General features: G+C 65.9%; 10 protein-coding genes and 1 CRISPR repeat array. Of the genes, 3 read left to right on the top strand and 7 right to left on the bottom strand.

Translation table 11 applies throughout. The annotated features are described in order from the left end of the window. The first annotated feature begins 72 nt into the window (after nt 1–72). From KUTG_RS41960 to KUTG_RS41955, 3 genes are read left to right on the top strand one after another with little or no spacing between them, the layout of a single operon-like run. The gene (locus KUTG_RS41960; RefSeq protein WP_052396041.1) at nt 73–933 is read left to right on the top strand and encodes a coiled-coil domain-containing protein; all 861 of its coding nucleotides are present in this window, start codon (nt 73–75) and stop codon (nt 931–933) included. Beyond that, the gene (locus KUTG_RS62285) at nt 930–1,139 is read left to right on the top strand and encodes a hypothetical protein (RefSeq protein WP_198047494.1); all 210 of its coding nucleotides are present in this window, start codon (nt 930–932) and stop codon (nt 1,137–1,139) included. Before KUTG_RS41960 ends, KUTG_RS62285 begins: the two co-directional genes overlap by 4 nt. 9 nt (nt 1,140–1,148) lie before the next feature. After that, complete coding sequence (locus KUTG_RS41955; protein ID WP_232241241.1) at nt 1,149–1,616, top strand: DUF6010 family protein; 468 nt, start codon at nt 1,149–1,151, stop codon at nt 1,614–1,616. A 176-nt stretch (nt 1,617–1,792) separates the two neighbouring features. Here the strand turns inward: KUTG_RS41955 and KUTG_RS41950 are convergent, their stop codons facing one another. The 7 genes from KUTG_RS41950 to KUTG_RS41920 form a co-directional block, all read right to left on the bottom strand. Beyond that, nucleotides 1,793–2,188 carry a hypothetical protein gene (locus KUTG_RS41950; protein ID WP_157495171.1) on the bottom strand — a complete coding sequence of 132 codons (396 nt, stop codon included), beginning with the start codon at nt 2,186–2,188 and terminating at the stop codon, nt 1,793–1,795. A gap of 169 nt (nt 2,189–2,357) precedes the next feature. Continuing rightward, nucleotides 2,358–2,632: a CRISPR direct-repeat array (repeat unit 29 nt; unit sequence GTCGTCCCCGCGCAGGCGGGGCTGTTCCG). Between the two features lie 146 nt (nt 2,633–2,778). Then, nucleotides 2,779–3,429: a T6SS immunity protein Tdi1 domain-containing protein gene (locus KUTG_RS59660; protein WP_157495170.1), complete on the bottom strand. Its 651-nt coding sequence runs from the start codon at nt 3,427–3,429 to the stop codon at nt 2,779–2,781. A gap of 137 nt (nt 3,430–3,566) precedes the next feature. Further along, the gene (locus KUTG_RS41940; protein WP_157495169.1) at nt 3,567–3,959 is read right to left on the bottom strand and encodes an Imm32 family immunity protein; all 393 of its coding nucleotides are present in this window, start codon (nt 3,957–3,959) and stop codon (nt 3,567–3,569) included. Next, the gene (locus KUTG_RS41935) at nt 3,956–4,606 is read right to left on the bottom strand and encodes a polymorphic toxin-type HINT domain-containing protein (RefSeq protein ID WP_043725028.1); all 651 of its coding nucleotides are present in this window, start codon (nt 4,604–4,606) and stop codon (nt 3,956–3,958) included. The genes KUTG_RS41940 and KUTG_RS41935 overlap by 4 nt, the downstream gene beginning before the upstream one ends. After that, complete coding sequence (locus tag KUTG_RS59655) at nt 4,597–4,740, bottom strand: hypothetical protein (RefSeq protein ID WP_157495168.1); 144 nt, start codon at nt 4,738–4,740, stop codon at nt 4,597–4,599. Before KUTG_RS59655 ends, KUTG_RS41935 begins: the two co-directional genes overlap by 10 nt. A 617-nt stretch (nt 4,741–5,357) precedes the next feature. Next, complete coding sequence (locus tag KUTG_RS41925) at nt 5,358–5,957, bottom strand: DUF416 family protein (RefSeq protein ID WP_043725021.1); 600 nt, start codon at nt 5,955–5,957, stop codon at nt 5,358–5,360. Between the two features lie 18 nt (nt 5,958–5,975). Next, a complete protein-coding gene (locus KUTG_RS41920; protein WP_232241240.1) occupies nt 5,976–12,449 on the bottom strand; it encodes a LamG-like jellyroll fold domain-containing protein in 6,474 nt (2,157 codons plus the stop codon). Between the last annotated feature and the right edge of the window lie 124 nt (nt 12,450–12,573).

The raw sequence follows: 12,573 nt of genomic DNA, 5'->3' as shown, positions 1-12,573 counted from the left end.
CCGGCGTCGTGCTCGCCGAGCGCTACCTGAAAGCTGGTCGGACAACGCCCACGGAAGGGGGAACACACTGTCATGACGGTGGTGGACGACACCGTCCAGGACGTCGCCGTCGCCGAGGTCGCAGCCGAGGACATCCTGCCGCTGGCCGTCGACTTCGACGTGGTGCTGCGCGGTTTCGACCGCTATCAGGTTCAGCGTCACCTGCACGCGGTCGACGCCGAGCTTCGACTGCTGACGACCGACCGGGACGCCGCCGTCCTGCGGGCGGACGACCTTGCCCGGCAGGTGGAGGCTCAGCGCCGCGAGATCGCCGACCTCCGGTCGAGGCTCGATCGGGTCTGCCGAGCCCCGGTGGACACCGAAGGATTGACGGAACGGTTGCGGCGCATGGTGGAACTCGCCTGTGCCGAAGCCGCCGAGATCACCTCGTCGGCCCGGGCCGCGGCCGACCAGAGCTGGCAGAGCACCCGGCTCGCCACTGCCCGCCTGCGCGAGCGGTGTGACCGGCTCGCGTCCGAGCTCGACGCTCGACGTCGGCAGATGGAGCACGAGCACCAGGAACTGCTGCGGCAGGCTCACGTCCAGGTCCGGGCCATCGCCGAACGGGCGGCCGCGCGCCGAGCAGAACTCGACGAGCGAGCCGCCGCGCAGCGCAGGCTCGTCGAGGACGACTTCCAGATCGCGATGGCCGCGCGTCGCAAGGAAACCCTGGCTGATCTGGCCGCACTCCGGGCGTCCGCCCATGCGGAGGCTGACCGGCTGCTCGCGGAGGCACGCGATCGGTCCCGTCGGCAGATCGCCGACGCCCGACATCAGGTCGACGACCTGATCGCGCTGCGGCAGCGGATCGCGGCCCAGCTGCGGTCGGCCGGAGAGCTTCTCGAGCAGTCGTGCGGACTACTCCAACCGCTTCCCGAGGAGTCGCCGGTGTGACTCCCGCGAACGGCCCGATGGAGCTCGCCGCAAACATGACCGGTCAGGTGAATCGACTGCTCGGCGCCGAGAGGTTGCGTGCCGTCGGGGGACGGCCCGCGTGCCTGCCCCACGACCTTCGTCAGCCCGGCCGGAACCGCGACCTGGCGATTTTCCGTCGCTCCTTGGCAATTCAGGAACTGTCAGCCCTCAACACCGGTCAGTAGCCTTCGCAGATGCTTGTTGTCGCGCCAGTCCTCATCGGCATCGCATACGCTTTCGTCCTGTCCCTCCTCCGCGAACCGGCCAGGCGGCGGTTCAACGCCATCATGGTCGCCGGCGCGGGAGCGGCTTATCTGAGCAGCGGCAGCTTCGGGCCTTGGGAGTTCGTTTTCACCGCCGCGGTCACCTACTGCGCCTACCGCGGGCTCGATTCGTACACATGGATCGGCGTCGCCTGGTTGCTGCACACCGCCTGGGATGTCCTGCACTATCTGCGTGGCGCCCCGATCATTCCGTTCTTCTCGCATTCGTCGCTGGGTTGCGCGATCTGCGACCCGGTGATCGCCATCTGGTGCCTGCGTGGCGGACCTTCGCTGCCCAGCCTGACCAGGTCCTGGTTCGCGCGGCACCCACTGCGTCGCGACACCGGCCGACAACACCGATCGGACGAGCCGGAGCGCGGGCTTCCGTCAGCCGGCTGAAGGATCGGCTTGCCCGTTCGGCGGTCTCACCGGTCCCCGGCCATTTCGCCGATTGCCGCGGTCGCTCGTCGGCATGACTCTGCCGACGGGGCTGCCGTCGGTGGTGCTCGTGCCGAAGAAGAGCAAGTCACCAGGCTGGAGTGATTGACCGGCGGGAAGAAGCGGTCCGGCAAGGCTCAACCAGCGGTGCCGTCGAGGTGCAGGGACTCGCCGTTGAAGACCCCGAGTTGCTCCTGGTGGGACTGATGTTCAGCACCCGCATGGGCCTCTACCTGGGTGGATGTATAGGCCAGGTAGTCACCGAACCGGCTTTGTCCCGGACCTGTCCCGTAAAACAAGGCGAGCCAGGACGCGTCCAGCGCCCCTACCGTGTCGAGGTTGTAACGCCTCTCCGCTGACCTGCGGCAATCACCATCGCCGCAGGTCAGCGGCACATCCAGCTTTTCGTTGCGACCGCTTCCAACGCGTTCCGCCGGATTCCCGTCGCCATTTTTTCGCCACTTGATCATGCTCAAACTGGTACGAACGCCACCCATGGCGTTACTGCCGATTGCCCGCAGCGCAGCCAGCAACTCAGCCGCCTACGGCGCCGTCTCCACCGTGGCCACCGGTACCGGATTCGACCCCGGCCGGGACAGCCGAACCCACGTTTGCGTGGAAGCCAGCCGTCGGGCAGCATCAACCGCCGACCAAACCGAATGAAAAATGCCAGGACATCCAGCATCTCCGCAGGTCAACAAGTGTCGTCCCCGCGCAGGCGGGGCTGTTCCGCTCGGCTTCCGCACGTTCGGCATGTACGTCGGGTCGTCCCCGCGCAGGCGGGGCTGTTCCGGCGGCCGTGCGGGTATTGCAGGCCACCGCTTGGTCGTCCCCGCGCAGGCGGGGCTGTTCCGCTCGGCTTCCGCACGTTCGGCATGTACGTCGGGTCGTCCCCGCGCAGGCGGGGCTGTCCCGATGCCACTCGGCCGTCTCGACGCCCCGATGCACATCGTCGCCGCGCAGGCCGTGGCTGCTCCGGTTCCCGAGGTCGAGTACCAGAACGTCGTTTCGCGGTCCCCGCGTAAGCGGGCTGCTCCGTTCAAGCCCGATTACCACCTGCACCTAATCAAGCCGCCTCCGCGCAGGCGGGCTGTTCCTACCTTTTCCCGAGCCAGCGGCGTGGTTAGACCTCCTTGTCGTCTCGGCGCGAGAAATCAATATTCAAACCCGCAATCGGGGTACCCTCAGGAAGACTCTTGACCTGTTCGTAAATCTGACTTGTAAGAGCCCAATATACATCGATGTCGGCAATCTCGAGATTATCGTCACCATCCGTCCCGCCAAGGAACAACGGCGTTCGATAACCTACGCACTGCTCAAATTTGAGCCCCAATCCGCCCTGCGTAACTCGCCACTCCGAAAACCAATCGGCAGCCAGCGCCTCGTTGGCGTAGTCCACCAGCTCTACATTATGAAAGTCACCGAGGCTAGCAGGTATCTCAAACACACGCCCCTCACCCATGTCCACCACACATACCAGAGGGTTGCGCTTCGACCACCGGCTCGGGCTCACGACAAAATTTCGCCCAAGCCAGTCAAAAGCGAACGCGATCGCGTCGCTCCACGCCTCCTGCAGGTACGGCTGAATGGCGGCCGTCGCTGCTCGCGAACTAGACTCAGAGTGCACACGATACAAGCCTGAGTTGAAGCTCACCCCACCCCACGTGTTAGTGACATCGACAAGGTCCGTCACCGTACCGAGCGGTGCACTGACCCAGGGCACAGCCTCCCCGAGATCATCCGGCGTGTATCTGCCCAGAAATCTTTCGAACACTTATACCTTCTACTTTCTTGCCGGCCGCGACGCCCTGGTCGTTTGGCCACAGCCAGGCCGGTGGCAATATTCTCAGCGACCGGGTTCACGAAATCACGATCGAGCTACCCGGAAGCGCTTCCGGCAAGCACCTGCCTTCACGTAATGAGCGCGAATACTGTAGCCAGCGACGACTCGTCTAGATAGAAGTGCTCGGGAAAATATTCGACATGCAGGTTGTCGCCTGGCGCACCCTCGACCGCCAGCGCGCGAACGTTGTCGCCGAGCAACTTCAAGGCCGCACGACTCCCATCCAGGACCAAGGTCCGGGTGTCTGTGTTTACACCGATCACCGCCTTGGTGTCGGCCGAAGACCGCACAACGATCTCGGCCAGGCATTGTCCGTACGTCCCTGGGTCCGCCGTCTCGTCCGCAGCCAGTCGTCCCGGTGCCGCAGCCAGTAGGTCGGCAAGCTGCACGAGAGTTTCTCGCGACCCACTGACCTCAATCTCGCCGGTCGTGGGCGCGTAGCGGACCACTGGGGCTGTCATGGTGTGTCTCCTGGACGGATCGTGGATGGATCAATTGGCAGGTGCGGGTCCTTCAAGGGACCCGAGGTCACCGTCCGGCCGTTCACCTGTGTCTCCAGGTTCAGATGCGGCCCTAGCTTCTGCACGTGGGCCGAGTTCGGGTTGATGTCGAACCTGGCAATCTTCGTGACGGTCTCGCCGGCCTCGTTGACAGAGGAGTTGATGAACTGCCAACCACCGCTGCCGGACTTAACCATTCTGCCCTGGCCACCGACGTGGTTGGCGCCCATCTCCACCGCCTGGTCCATCGAGATCCCGTTCGCACAGTTGTGGACCAGGACCGATGTCGCGCCGGCGTCGACGTAGTAGGTATGCAGGCCGTCGACAGTGAGGTCGTAGGTGGTCTCGGTCTGGTGGTAAGCCTGGACGGAGGTGACCTCGGCGGTGGCGCCGTCGGCGGTTTGGAGCTGGTCGCCGGGGTGCAGGTCGACGGCGTCGACGAAAGCGGCCTGGGTGAGGTCATAGAAGGGGTGATGGAACGTCGTCGTCAGCGTGGCCGGATCAGCCGACGCGGGGCCGGCAGCACCGAGGAAAGCGGCGGCGGCCACGGCCAGGCCGGCGCCGGCCTGGCCGAGCTTAGTGGCCAGCTTCTTCACGGTCAGGTCCACGAAACCCGGTCAGCCTGGGTGACGACCACCTCCTGGATAGTGTGAGACTGCAGCGTAGCCTCGCCGGGCACTGAGTCGGCGATCTCGTCGCCGACCTTCACCTGACTGATGGGCTTGCCGGTGCCGTCGGCCATGAGCACACCAGTAGAGCAGACGAACCTGGGCGGGTGCGTCGGAATTATTGACCTGCGTAAACGGAGGTCACATCACCAAATTAACATTATTGAGCATTGTCGCCGTCGGATCCACATCCTTCACATGCCAGAATTAAGCGTCCTCGACTATGGTCGACAGCAGCCCGGCCTCAGAAATCTCCTCGGGCGTAGCCGGGCGGGAGTCCCAGTCGACACCTCCCGCCCAGAATCCACCAGAGACACGGCCATCAACAAGCGACATGAAGCCGCTCACGCATTCGTCACACTCAAGGAAGACCTCAGATTTGTCAACCCGGAACATGAACCTAAGGAGCCCGTTAGCGCATGTTCCACACTCAAGCGAGGACGCAATACCGCGGTCACCTGGTCGAAGAGGCTGTGACGAGTTAATTAACACCACTCCTCGTAACAATCCGGTGTTCCGAAACGCCATTCCGCGCCATTTGAGCTTTACTTCCAGAAAGCCGACCTTGCGCCCAATAGGGACAGCTGAGGGTAAATCGTACCTCAATCAAGCTGATCAATCAGCCATAGCCTAACAGCCGCTTCGACACCGACCGCCGCGCCACGCATAAATCGCTACTCAACCTCGAAATCTAGTTGATCGGTCGGATCGACACCAGTAGCCCAACGGCATTATCGAGCTGTGCGGACGTGTAATTTTCCGCGCGCAGCAAGTTAATAGCGTTCTCAACACATGCAACGACGGACCGCATCTCGTCAGTCTGATACAACTCATCCATCATCGCCAGATCGTTAGCGGATCCGCCGGGAGCAATGATTCCACGGTCACGTGACAGCATGTAAACCTGCATGGGATCAAGAGCATACTCAACCCAGTCCGGATAGACGCGCTGACCGGCCGCAATCCGAAGCGCCGCATCTAGGCACCCGATCGCATCCATTGCATAGAACACCTCAATCGTGTCAAAGTCGTCCGAGTGCGGCGTGACGCTTTCGAGAGTTTCAACCATAGGCTCGAACTGCAGGTCGACAGCACTATCAACAATCCTACCTCGCAGTAGCTGAACCAGTTCCTCGACGAGTCCGCTGTCGTTCCAACCCACACGTGCCCCAAAGTCGCGATAGAGCGGCATCAGAGCCTCGCAGAGGCATGTGAACAACGCCTCTTGGGCGTTGCGGGACAGCGCAGCAACACGCTCGATCAAGTTATCGACGACTGCTTGGTGGTTCACTGTTCTCCTGAAGCGATTTCAGTTGTGTTCAATTCCACGGCCGTCAAGTTTCCCGGCACAGTTGTGTTCACCTGGACCACACGGAGCTCGACTTGATGTACCAACCCGCTTGAGGTTGTCCAAGAGATTTGCCGGGTTATCGTCCAGAAGATTCTCTTCAGCATGATTGCCAGTGAGGGAAGGAACCCTTCTAAGTCCGAGATCATCGGCTGCCGCGCGTTGCCCCCTGTCAAACCCGTGGCTTGAGGCAATGGACAGCTCACCACTCTCTGTTTCGCCGACCGCCATAGTCACCTGGTTCACCTGGGGGCCAGGCTTACCCGATGTGCGCACCTGTTGGGCCATATCCACCAAATCGCGGCACGGATCACTGTTGTGGACCAGGACTGTCGCGCCGCCGGCGTCGACGTAGTAGGTGTGGAGGCCGTCGATGGTGAGGTCGTAGGTGGTCTCGGTCTGGTGGTAAGCCTGGACGGAGGTGACCTCGGCGGTGGCGCCGTCGGCGGTTTGGAGCTGGTCGCCGGGGTGCAGGTCGACGGCGTCGACGAAAGCGGCCTGGGTGAGGTCATAGAAGGGGTGATGGAACGTCGTCGTCAGCGTGGCCGGATCAGCCGACGCGGGGCCGGCAGCACCGAGGAAAGCGGCGGTGGCCACGGCGAGGCCGGCGGCGGCCTGGCCGAGCCTGGTGGCCAGCTTCTTGATCGTGAGGTCCACGAAATCCCGGTCGGTCTGGGTGACGATCACCTTCTGGACGGTGTGGGACTGCAGCGTAGCCTCGCCGGGCACTGAGTTGGCGACCTCGTCGCCGACCTTCACCTGGCTGATGGGCTTGCTGGTGCCATCGGCCATGAGCACACCGGTGGAGCCGACGAAGCTGTGCACGGTGGTGGCACAGGAGGGGCTCTCCTCCTCCTTGCCCGCGGAGGAAGGACGTTCGGCAGAAGCGCCGGCGGACTCGGACTCGGCGGTGGCGGGGCTGGGCTCTCCCGACCCAGAGGTCAGGCCGCCGGCGATGCCGCCGATGAGGCCGCCCCACATGGCGCCGGAGCCGACGGCGGAGGCGGCACCGGACAGGGAGCAGCCATCGCTGGACGACCCGCAGGACATGCCGTAGCCGACAGCGGAGGTGACAGCGCCCGCGCCGGCGCCGGAACCGAGACCGACCAGGGCGGAGGCGGCGAGCTTGGGCATGACGTCTTCCAAGGCGTTGGCCACGAGCTTGCCGCCCAAGGGACCGGCCAGACCGGCGCCGAGAGCGCCGCCAAGAGCGCCGAGGCCGACGGCTTCCACGGCACCGCCGACGGAACAGTTGTGGCTGGCCTGGCAGTCCATGGCATAGGAGACGGCGTTGCCGGCGGCGCCGGCCAAGGCGGCGCAGCCGATGACGCCGACGGCGCCGGTCGCCGCGGTGCAGGCCAGGCCGACCCCGATGCCCACAGCGATGCCGGCAATGGTCGAGGCGTGATTCTTGACGAAGGTGGCGGCGGTCGCCACGGCCTTCTTAGCCGAGGACACTACGGCCTTGGCCGCCGAAGTCACGCTCTGAACCGCGTTGCTGGCGACTTGCTTGGCGGCGGCGACGGCCTTGTGCACGGCGGTGGCCACCTTGTGATAGGCGGTTTTCACCACATGCACCGCGGCGTGGTAGACGACGCGAGCGACCCGGACGACGCGCTGCACGACACGAGCGGCAGCGCGGACGACGGCGTGATAGGCGTCGGCCACCGCGTGCACCACGGTCTGCACCGCGTGCACGACGTGCACGGCGACGTAGTGGCTCACGGCGTGCACCACGTGGCTGACGGCGTGGAAGGCGCTGGAGAAGAAGTCGGAGAACCAGCCGTGCCCGGACGGGTCGGTGCGGGTCAGCGGGTCGTCGTCGACGTAGGCGAACGGGTTGGCCGCCGCCGAGTTCGGCATCGGATCCGGTGAGGCGGTGTCCCGGTTCATGAACTGGCCGGTCTGCGGCGAGTACCACCGCGCGGCCATGTTCACCTTGCCGGTGCTGGCGTCCGTCCAGCCCGACTGGTAACCCAACCGCCCGACCAGACTCGACGTGGCGGTGACGTTGCCCAGCGGGTCGTAGGTCGCCGAGCCGGACAGGGTGGCCCCGCTGGCGGTGAAGTTTCCGACGACGTCGGTGTGCTGATCGACGAACGCCAGCGCGGACGCGCCACTGCCGCCGACACCGACCAGCCCGCCGGCCGGGTCGTAGCTGTAGGTGTTGACACCGTCGGACGACGGGTTGTTGCCCATGCCCGAGTACGCGAACGTGGAGCCGGTGTCGGTCGAGGCCCGGCCGAGGGCGTCGTAGGTGTAGGTCTGGGTGCCCTGACCGGTCATCTGGCCGAACGCGTCCGATGTGGACCGGACGGTGCCGGAGGTGGATGTCTGCGAGGACATGGTGCCGCGGGCTGTGTAGGCGTACGAGCTCACACCGTCGGAGGTCAACTGGTCGCGGGCGTCGTAGGTGTAGACGTTGGATCCCACGCGGGTCCGGTTGCCCGAGGCGTCGTAGCCGTAGGCGACGGTCGTGGAGCCGTTGTTCCACGACGTCAACCGGTTGGCCTGGTCGTAGGTGTAGGAGTTGGACGCCGAGCCGGCGAAACCGCTGGTGGTCTTGGTGGTCAGGTTGCCGTTGAGGTCGTAGCCGTAGCCGATGGCCGCCACGGTCGAGCCGCCCGAGGTCTTCAGGGTGTCGCCGGTCAGCCGGTGCAGCGGGTCGTAGCCGAAGGTCCGCACGTCGCCGGATCCGTACTTGATCTGGTTGACCTGGTCGAGCACGTCGTAGCCGTAGGTGAGCTGGGTGCCGGTGATGCCGTCCTTGAGCGTGGACAACCGGTCGGCGGAGTCGTACCCGTAGCTCGTGGTGCCCGACGCGTCGGTGCGGGAGGTCATCAACCCGTCGGAGTTGTACGCGAAGGAGGACGCTCCGGCGGAGCCCGACGCGGTGAGCAGCTCGTCCCGGTCGTTGTAGCTGAAGGTCTCGTTGGACGCCGGCACCGAGGACCCGATCGCGCTGGTGGAGGCGGTGGTCATGCGTCCGACGGAGTCGTAGCCGAACGAGCGGCTGGCGGTCTGGCCGTCGGCGCCGCTGCCGGTCTGCCCGGTCAGGTTGCCGACGCCGTCGTAGGAAGCGGTGATCGTGACGCCGCCGGGCTGGGTCTGGGTGACCGGCTCGCCGTCGGCGTCGTAGGCGGTGGTGAAGGTGGAGTCGGCCGTGGAGGTGTAGGTGGCGGTGGTCGGCTCGATCACCGATTCCTTGAGGTTCCAGGGGTTGTAGGTGTAGGTCGTGGCGTTGCCGCGGCCGTCGGTGAAGCGTGTTCGGTTGCCGGCCGGGTCGTAGCCGAAGGAGGTGGTGATCGAGGAGGTCGCCGACACCGGCTGCACCTCCTGCATCACCGCTCCGGTCGCGTCGTGGGTGAACCGGGTGGTGTTGCCGGACGGGTCGGTGGACGAGAGCTGGGATCCGTTGTTGTCGTAGGTCGCCGACGTCGTGACGAGGACATTGCCGGCGGAGTCCTTCTGCGCCACGGAGATGGGGTTGCCCGCGGTGTCGTAGGTGGTCGCGGTCGAGCTCCCGTCGGCCAGGGTCACCGAGGTCTTGCGGCCGAGGAAGTCGAAGGCGGTGTGGGTGGTGTTGCCGGCGGCGTCGGTGACCGAGGTGCGCTCGCCGAGCGCGTCGTAGCCGTAGCCGGTGCGGGCGCCGTTGGCCGTGGTGGTGGCGGCCAGGAACGCTCCGCCGGGCGAGCCCAGGTAGCTGTTGGTCGTGGTCGCGGTGACCGTGGACGGGTAGCGCTCCAGGGTGGTCGAGGTGATCTGCCGGCCCAGGAAGTCGTAGGTGGCCTGGGTTTGCGCGCCTGCCTGGTCGGTCACCGACAGCTTGTCGCCGTTGGTGTCGAAGACGGTGTCCACGGTGCGCCCGGCCGGGTCGGTGGTGCGGACCTGGTCGCCGAGCTGGTCGTAGACGTACTTGGTGACGCGGTTGAGCGGATCGGAGACCTGGACCAGGTTGCCCAGCTTGTCGTAGGACTTGACGGTGACCGCGGTGATCGGCGTGGTCGCGCCCGGCGGCGTGTAGTTGGGACTGGTCACCGACACCGGCCGGCCCTCGGCGTCATACGCCGTGGTGGTGACGTTGCCGTTCGGGTCGTCGTGCTCGGTGGCCTCGCCGAAGGCGTTGTACCCGGTCATCGACACCGGGTGCACCTGCACCGGCGTGCCGCCGTTGCGCTCGGTCGACACCACCGGCGAGGTCGTCACCGCGAGGTGGCCGGCCTCGTCGTAGGAGTAGCTGGTGGTGTTGCCCTCGGGGTCGGTCGCCGAGGTCGGCAGGCCGCGCTGGTCGAGGGTCCGGGTCATCGTGATGGCGTTGGACGACGCCGCGGTGCCACCGGACTTGCCGGCCGCCTTCAGCACGGAGACCTCGGCGCCGGACAGGGCCCGCTTGTACACCTGCACGTTGGCGATGTCGCCCGGGAAGTAGTTGCTGGCGCCGGAGGTGTTCTTGACGCCGCCGACGGCGAACTGCCCGCTGGACGGCCACGGCGTGGTGTCGGTCGTGGTCGCCTTGAGCGTTCCGTTGACGTACAGGCGCATCTGGCCGGCGTCCGAGTCGTACACGCCGACCAGGTGCGTCCACTGACCCACCTGCGGCGGCCCGTCGTCGTGCGCGGTCGCGAACGAGGCCGGGTTGGCGGAGTCCGAGCTGGGGCTGATGAACGTCCAGGCGTTGAACGCCGGCGAGTACTGAAGGTAGAAGGCGGCGGCGTTGGCGCCGCCCTGCGACGCGAGGGTGTAGTAGTTGCCGGTGTGGTCCAGGTTCACCCACGCCGACACCGAGTAGCTCTGCGTGGTGTTGAGCACCGGGCCGTTGGTCGCGGCGATCGAGCTGCTGCCGTTGAACGCGCATTGCCCCGAGGCGCAGCTGACGTTGTTGTCCGACAGCGTGTTCCCGTTCCCGGAGGCGTCGGGGAACACGGTCCCGGACGGTTGGGTGAGCGGCCACCAGGCGCCCGGACGCCCGGTGCCGTCGGTGAACAGGCTCTGCGAGGTCGGGTTGCCCATCGCGTCGTAGGTCGCGGTGGTGGTGCGCACCGCGCCGGTCGAGTCCGACATCGTGGTGACGGCCGGCTTGTCGTCCGGTGTGTAGGACACGGTCGTCTTCCGGTTGAGCCCGTCCGGATCGGTCGTCGTCTGCGTGGTGCGGTCGGCCGCGTCGACGTCGGATTTTTCGATGGTCGCACCGTTGTTGGTGATCTTCTCGATCTGGTTGCCGGCCGCGTCGTAGAAGTCCCGCTCCTGCACGAACGCGGCGTTGCCGGTCGGGTCGGTCTTGGTCTCCGACGCCTTCAACCCGTTGTCGAAGTAGGTGTAGGACGTCTTGTTGCCCATCGAGTCGGTCACCGACGCGGGCCGGCCGGTCGGGTCGTAGGCGGTGGACTTGACCACCAGCGGGGCGGCGTCGTGCGGGTTGAGCGGGCTGCCGGTGAACTGGACGGACTGGGTCAGCTCGTGCCCGTCGGCGTCATAGGTGTAGTCGGTCTCGGACCCGTTGGGGTCGGTCTCGGACTTCTTGTGCCCGTACGCGTCGTAGGTGAACGAGGTGGTGTTGCCCGCGGCGTCGGTCGAGGACGCCAGCTCCCCCAGCGTGTTGTAGATCGACGTCGACGTCCGCGAGGCGTCGCCGCCCGAGCCGTCGGCCACCGTCTGCGAGGTGATGTTGCCGTCGGCGTCGTAGTGGCTCGTGGTGGTGGCGTTGTGGGGCGCGCCGGTGGTGCGGTCGGTCACAATGGGGTCGGTCTGCGAGGTGACCCGGTCCTGGCCGTCGTAGGTGTAGCTGGTGACCAGCCCGTTCGGGAACGAGTCGGACACCTCGGTCTTGGTCGCCACCCGCCCGATACCGTCGTAGGCGAACTTGGTCACCAGGCCCTCGGCGTTCTGGGTCTGCTGCACATCGCCGTTGGACGCGTAGGTGATGGTGTTCTTGGCGCCGCCCGGCGACGTCGTCACCGTCGGCAGGCCGTTGGTGGTGTAGGTGACGCTGGTGGTGCGGCCGTTGGGGAAACCGGGGACCGGCGGCGTGGTGACGCCGGTGCGGTTGCCGTTCGCGTCGTAGCCGTAGCTGGTCAGGTAGGTGTTGTCCGTCGGCCCCGACGACCGTCCATCTCGGACGGTCAGGACCACGTCGTCGCGAGCATCCGGTGTCAGGGTCTTGGTCGTGTCGTCGGGGTAGTAGGTGAAGTACGCCGTCGAGCACGTGCCCGTCGCCTGGTTCTGGCATGTCGTCTGGGACACCGTGTTGCCGCGCACGTCGTGGCCGGAGGTGCTCACCACGCCGTTCGGGTCGGTCACGGTGTTGAGGAAGCCGGCGGAGTCGTAACCGTAGCTGGTCTTGGCGCCCAGGCCGTCGGTCTCGGAGATCTTCCGGTTCCCGTTGGTCGGGTCGTACTGGTAGGTCAGGGTTTTGCCGCCGGGGTCGGTGATGTTCACGGTGGACACCGGCAGCAGGCCGAGCGAGTTCTTGGCCGCGTTGAAGTGCTGGTCGACCTGCTCGGCCGGCAGCGCGGTGCGGTAGAACGCGGCGTCGGCGATGGACCCGGTGAACGGCGCGGCC

The organism is Kutzneria sp. 744 (genome assembly GCF_000568255.1).
Classification (GTDB): Bacteria; Actinomycetota; Actinomycetes; order Mycobacteriales; family Pseudonocardiaceae; genus Kutzneria.
Note: the sequence above shows the minus strand (reverse complement) of the source record. Positions and strands in the feature narration are given on the sequence as shown.